We start from the raw sequence: 5,503 nt of genomic DNA, 5'->3' as shown, positions 1-5,503 counted from the left end.
GGCCTGCCTGATCCAGACGGCGGCCGACATCGACAAGTTCGTGCCGGGCTCCGTCCTCGTGACCTCGATCACCGACCCCGACTGGGTGCCGATCATGAAGAAGGCCGCGGCCATCGTGACCGACCATGGCGGGCGCACCAGCCATGCCGCCATCGTCAGCCGCGAACTCGGCCTGCCCGCCATCGTCGGCACCGGCACGGCGACGCACGACCTGCACGACGGGCAGGACCTGACCGTCTCCTGCTGCGAGGGCAACCGCGGCGTCGTCTACGAGGGGATCGGCGAGATCACGACCGAGGACGTGAGCCTCGACGACATCCCGGAGACCGAGACGAAGGTGATGGTCACCGTGGCCGACCCCTCCTCGACCACGCGGTGGTGGCGCCTTCCGTCGGACGGCGTCGGCCTCGCGCGGATGGAGTTCCTGATCTCCAACGTGATCCGGGCCCATCCCCTCGCGCTCCTCGGCTTCGACGACCTGAAGGACGAGGGGGTGAGGGCGGCCATCGCCGAGCTGACGAAGGGTTACGAGGACAAGACCGACTACTTCGTCGACACGCTCGCGCGCGGGCTCGGGCGGATCGCGGCGGTCTGGTATCCCAACCCGGTGATCGTGCGCCTCTCGGACTTCAAGTCGAACGAATACGCCGAGCTCCTGGGCGGCCACCTCTTCGAGCCGGAGGAGGAGAACCCGATGATCGGCCTCCGCGGCGCCTCGCGCTACTACTCGGACTTCTACCGCGACGCCTTCGCGCTGGAGTGCCGGGCCCTGCGCTATCTCCGGCGCGAGATGGGCTTCGACAACGTGGTGGTCATGGTGCCCTTCTGCCGCTCGCCCGAGGAGGCGGACGAGGTGATTGCGGTGCTGGCCGAGCACGGGCTCGAGCGCGGCAAGGACGGCCTCGAGCTCTACGTGATGACGGAAGTGCCCTCGAACGTCATCCGCGCCGACGAGTTCGCCGAGCGCTTCGACGGCTTCTCCATCGGGTCGAACGACCTGACGCAGCTGACCCTCGGCATCGACCGGGACAGCGAGGCGCTGTCCGGCCTGTTCCGCGAGCGTGATCCGGCGGTCCTGTGGATGATCGGCGAGGCGATCCGGCGGGCACGCGCGAACAGGCGCAAGATCGGGCTTTGCGGACAGGCGCCCTCGAACGACCCGGATTTCGCGCGGCTGCTCGTCGAGGCGGGCATCCACTCGATCTCGGTCACGCCCGACAGCTTCCTCGACGTGAAGCGCAACGTGGCCGCGGCGGAGAAGGAGCGCGGCTGACGGACGGCTGAACGACGGCGCCGGGCCCCGCGCGCGGCCCGGCGGTCCTTTCCCGTGAAGGAATCGGCCTTCCACATTGTTTGATAACACAATGATTTGATCTGCGTCATATCCCCGGAACTCCGCCTTCCGCACCCTTCCGTCAGGGGAGGATCGAGATGGCACAGGAGCACGACAGCGCCGGGGCCGGATGGGCGGAGGCGCGCGCCCTCGTCGAGGGCTGGAAGGGCGGCATCAACATCGCGCACGAGGCGCTCGACCGGCACGTGGCGGCGGGGCATGGCCGCCAGACCGCGATCCGCTGGCTCGGCAAGGAGGGCGCGACCCGCGACATCACCTATGCCGAGCTGACGGAGGAGGCCGCGCGCTTCGCGAACGTGCTGGCCGCACACGGGCTGTCGCCCGGCGACGGCGTCTTCGCCATGACCGGCCGGGTGCCCGAGCTCTACGCCGCGGCCCTCGGCACGCTGAAGGCGGGGATGGTCTTCACCCCGCTCTTCTCCGCCTTCGGGCCCGAGCCCGTGCGCACCCGCATGGAGATCGGCGGCGCCCGCGCCCTCGTCACCACCGAGGCCATCTACCGCCGCAAGATCGCCCCCTGGGCGGGCGAGATCGCGACGCTGAAGCTGATCCTGATCCTGGGCGAGGAGGCGCCCGAGGGCTGCGTCGCGCTCGGTCCCGCCATGCGCGCGGCCGCTCCCGTCTTCGAGACGGTGGCGACGCGCGCCCATGACCCCGCCCTCATCCACTTCACCTCCGGCACGACAGGACGGCCCAAGGGGGCTGTCCACGTCCACGAGGCGGTCGTCTACCACGCCTTCTCGGGGCGCGCGGCGCTGGGGCTCGAGCCGGGCGTGAGATACTGGTGCACCGCCGACCCCGGCTGGGTCACGGGCACCTCCTACGGGATCATCTCGCCCCTCGTGAACCGGGCCACGATGCTGATCGACGAGGCGGAGTTCGACCTCGAGCGCTGGTATTCCATCGTTCAGGACGAGAAGGTCGAGGTCTGGTACTCCGCCCCCACCGCGATCCGCATGATGATGCGCGCGGGCGCCGGGGCGGCGGCGGCCTACGACTTCTCCTCGCTCAGGTTCCTGGCCTCCGTGGGCGAGCCCCTGAACCCCGAGGCCGTGGTCTGGAGCGCGGGGGTCTTCGGCCAGCCCTTCCACGACAACTGGTGGCAGACCGAGACCGGCGGCATCATGATCGCCAATTGTCCGGGCATGAAGATCAGGCCGGGCTCGATGGGCAAGCCGCTGCCGGGCGTCGCGGCGGGCATCGTCGAGCGCGAGGACGGCACCCTCCGCGAGCTCGGTCCGGGCGAGGTGGGCGAGCTCGCGCTCCGCCCCGGCTGGCCCTCGATGATGCGGACCTACCTCCACGAGGAGGCGCGCTATGCCAGGTGCTTCGTCGACGGCTGGTATCTGTCGGGCGATCTCGCGATGCGGGACGCGGACGGCTACTTCTGGTTCGTCGGCCGGGCCGACGACCTCATCAAGTCCTCGGGCCACCTGATCGGCCCCTTCGAGGTCGAGAGCGCGCTGATCGAGCACGACGCGGTCGCCGAGGCCGGCGTCATCGGCATCCCCGACGAGACGGCGGGCGAGGTCGTGAAGGCCTATGTCACGCTCAACCCCGGCTTCGCGCCCTCCGAGGACCTCGAGCGCGACATCCGCGGCCATGCCCGCAAGCGCCTCGGCCCCGCGGTCGCGCCGCGCGAGATCGTGTTCCGCAACACCCTGCCCAAGACGCGGTCCGGCAAGATCATGCGCCGCCTTCTCAAGGCGCGCGAGCTGGGCCTGCCCGAGGGCGACATTTCCACCCTGGAGAGCGACGAGACATGACCGCGACCCTCAAGCCCCGCCTCGACCGCCAGCACGTCCTCGACCTCCTCGGCCACATGATCCGCGTCCGACGTTTCGAGGACATGTGCGCCGAGCTCTACACGCGCGAGAGGATCCGCGGCTTCCTCCACCTCTACGACGGCGAGGAGGCGATCGCGGCCGGCGTGATCCCGGCGCTCGCGCCCGAGGACCGGATCGTCGCCACCTACCGCGAGCACGGGCACGCGCTGGTGCGCGGCGTGCCGATGACGGCGGTGATGGCCGAGATGTACGGCCGCGCCGAGGGCTGCTCGGGCGGGCGCGGCGGCTCGATGCACATCTTCGACGCCGAGACCAACTTCTACGGCGGCAACGCCATCGTGGGCGGCGGGCTGCCGCTGGCGGGCGGCCTCGCGCTCGCCGACCGGATGCGGGGCGACGCCCATGTCACCGCCTGCTTCTTCGGCGAGGGCGCGGTGGCGGAGGGCGAGTTCCACGAGACCCTGAACCTCGCCGAGCTCTGGGACCTGCCGGTCCTCTTCGTCTGCGAGAACAACGGCTATGCCATGGGCTCGGCGCTGGCGCGCACGCAGGCCGAGACCGGCATTGCCGCCAAGGCCGCCGCCTACGGGATCGAGGCCGAGCGCGTGGACGGCATGGACGTCGTCGCCGTCGAGGCCGCGACGCGCCGCGCGCTCGCCCGCATCCGCGAGACGGGACGGCCGCATTTCCTCGAATGCACCACCTACCGCTTCCGCGCGCATTCGATGTTCGACGCCCAGCTCTACCGCGACAAGGACGAGGTCGAGGCGTGGAAGCTCAAGGGCCCCATCGTCCGCTTCCAGGGCTGGCTGCTCGAGAACGGGCTGATCCACCGCGCGGACGTGGACGCCATCGAGGCCCGCGTCGCCGCAGAGATCGAGGAGGCCGTGGCCTTCGCCGAGGCCGGAACCTGGGAGCCGGTCGAGACGCTGACCCGTCATGTCCTCGGGCCGCAGCCCGAGCCGCCCGCCCCCGCCCGCCCCTCGGGCCGGATGGTCGAGACGACCTATCGCGAGGCGGTGAAGCAGGCGATCCGCGACGCGATGCACCGCGACGAGCGGGTGTTCCTGATGGGCGAGGACGTGGGCGCCTATGGCGGGTGCTATGCCGTCACCAAGGGCCTGATGGACGAGTTCGGCCCGGACCGCATCCGCGACACGCCGCTTTCGGAATCCGGGTTCACCGGGGCGGGCATCGGCGCGGCGGCGGCGGGGATGCGGCCCATCGTGGAGCTGATGACCGTCAACTTCTCGCTCCTCGCGCTCGACCAGATCCTGAACACGGCCGCCACGATCCGGCACATGTCGGGCGGCCAGTTCGGCGTGCCGCTGGTGATCCGCATGGCGACCGGCGCGGGCCGGCAGCTCGCCGCCCAGCATTCCCATTCGCTCGAGGGCTGGTATGCGCACATCCCCGGGCTGAAGGTGCTCGCCCCCGCCACGCTGGAGGACGCGCGGGGGATGCTCTGGACCGCGCTCCAGGACCCCGACCCGGTCCTGATCTTCGAGAACGTGATGCTCTACAACATGGCCGGGCGGATCGACGCGAACGCCGGGCCCGTGGACATCTCGAAGGCCGCCATCCGCCGCGCGGGCAAGGACGTCTCTCTCGTGACCTACGGCGGTTCGCTCCGGAAGACGCTGGAGGCGGCGGAGGCGCTGGCGCAGGAGGGGATCGAGGCCGAGGTGATCGACCTGCGCAGCCTCCGCCCGCTCGACGAGGAGACGATCCTCGCCTCGCTCGGCAAGACCCGGCGCGCGGTGATCGTGGACGAGGGCTGGCGCTCGGGCTCGCTCGCGGCCGAGATCATGGCGCGGATCATGGAGCGGGGGTTCTGGTCGCTCGACGGACCCGTCGCCCGCGTCTGCTCGGAGGAGGTGCCGATCCCCTACCCCGCGCACCTCGAACAGGCTTCGATCCCGCAGGTGGAGAAGATCGTCGCCGCCGCGCGCGCGCAGATGGGGCGCTGAGATGGGCGTCTTCGCGATGCCCTCGCTCGGCGCGGACATGGAGGCCGGAACGCTGGTCGAATGGCTGGTGAAGCCGGGCGACGCTGTCGCGCGCGGCGACGTGGTGGCCGTGGTCGAGACGCAGAAGGGCGCCATCGAGATCGAGATCTTCGAGGCGGGCGTCGTGGACCGCCTGATCGCCGAGCTCGGCCAGGCCCTGCCCGTCGGCGCGCCGCTCGCCGTGATCCGTGCCGAGGGCGAGGCCGCGCCGGCGGAGGACGAGGTGGAAGCCCCGCCGCCGATCGCGCCGGAACCCGCAGGCGTGGCCGCAGCCGAGCCTGCACCAGCGCCCGCCGCAGGGCCTGCGCATGAACCCGCGTCCGGGGCGGCCACGGCTGCGGCCCCGGACGCGG

Annotated in this window: 4 protein-coding genes; all 4 read left to right on the top strand. The window is 71.1% G+C overall.

What is annotated here, in order from left to right:
- The coding region (ppsA, locus tag ACTS11_RS15700; RefSeq protein ID WP_442641237.1) for a phosphoenolpyruvate synthase at positions 1 to 1,273 on the top strand (1,273 nt) is incomplete at its 5' end.
- Positions 1,274 to 1,431: 158 nt separating this feature from the next.
- A complete protein-coding gene (gene acsA / locus ACTS11_RS15695) occupies positions 1,432 to 3,120 on the top strand; it encodes an acetate--CoA ligase (RefSeq protein ID WP_442641236.1) in 1,689 nt (562 codons plus the stop codon).
- A complete protein-coding gene (gene pdhA / locus ACTS11_RS15690; protein ID WP_442641235.1) occupies positions 3,117 to 5,111 on the top strand; it encodes a pyruvate dehydrogenase (acetyl-transferring) E1 component subunit alpha in 1,995 nt (664 codons plus the stop codon). Before acsA ends, pdhA begins: the two co-directional genes overlap by 4 nt.
- Before the next feature lies 1 nt (position 5,112).
- The coding region (locus ACTS11_RS15685; protein ID WP_442641234.1) for a biotin/lipoyl-containing protein at positions 5,113 to 5,503 on the top strand (391 nt) is incomplete at its 3' end.

This window comes from Roseicyclus sp. (assembly GCF_052168335.1).
Taxonomy (GTDB): Bacteria; Pseudomonadota; Alphaproteobacteria; order Rhodobacterales; family Rhodobacteraceae; genus Roseibacterium.
Note: the sequence above shows the minus strand (reverse complement) of the source record. Positions and strands in the feature narration are given on the sequence as shown.

What these genes read in the sequence shown, in the direction of transcription:
- acsA (WP_442641236.1), top strand. Translation starts at nt 1,432, where the DNA reads ATGGCACAGGAGCACGACAGCGCCGGGGCCGGATGGGCGGAGGCGCGC.
- pdhA (WP_442641235.1), top strand. Translation starts at nt 3,117, where the DNA reads ATGACCGCGACCCTCAAGCCCCGCCTCGACCGCCAGCACGTCCTCGAC.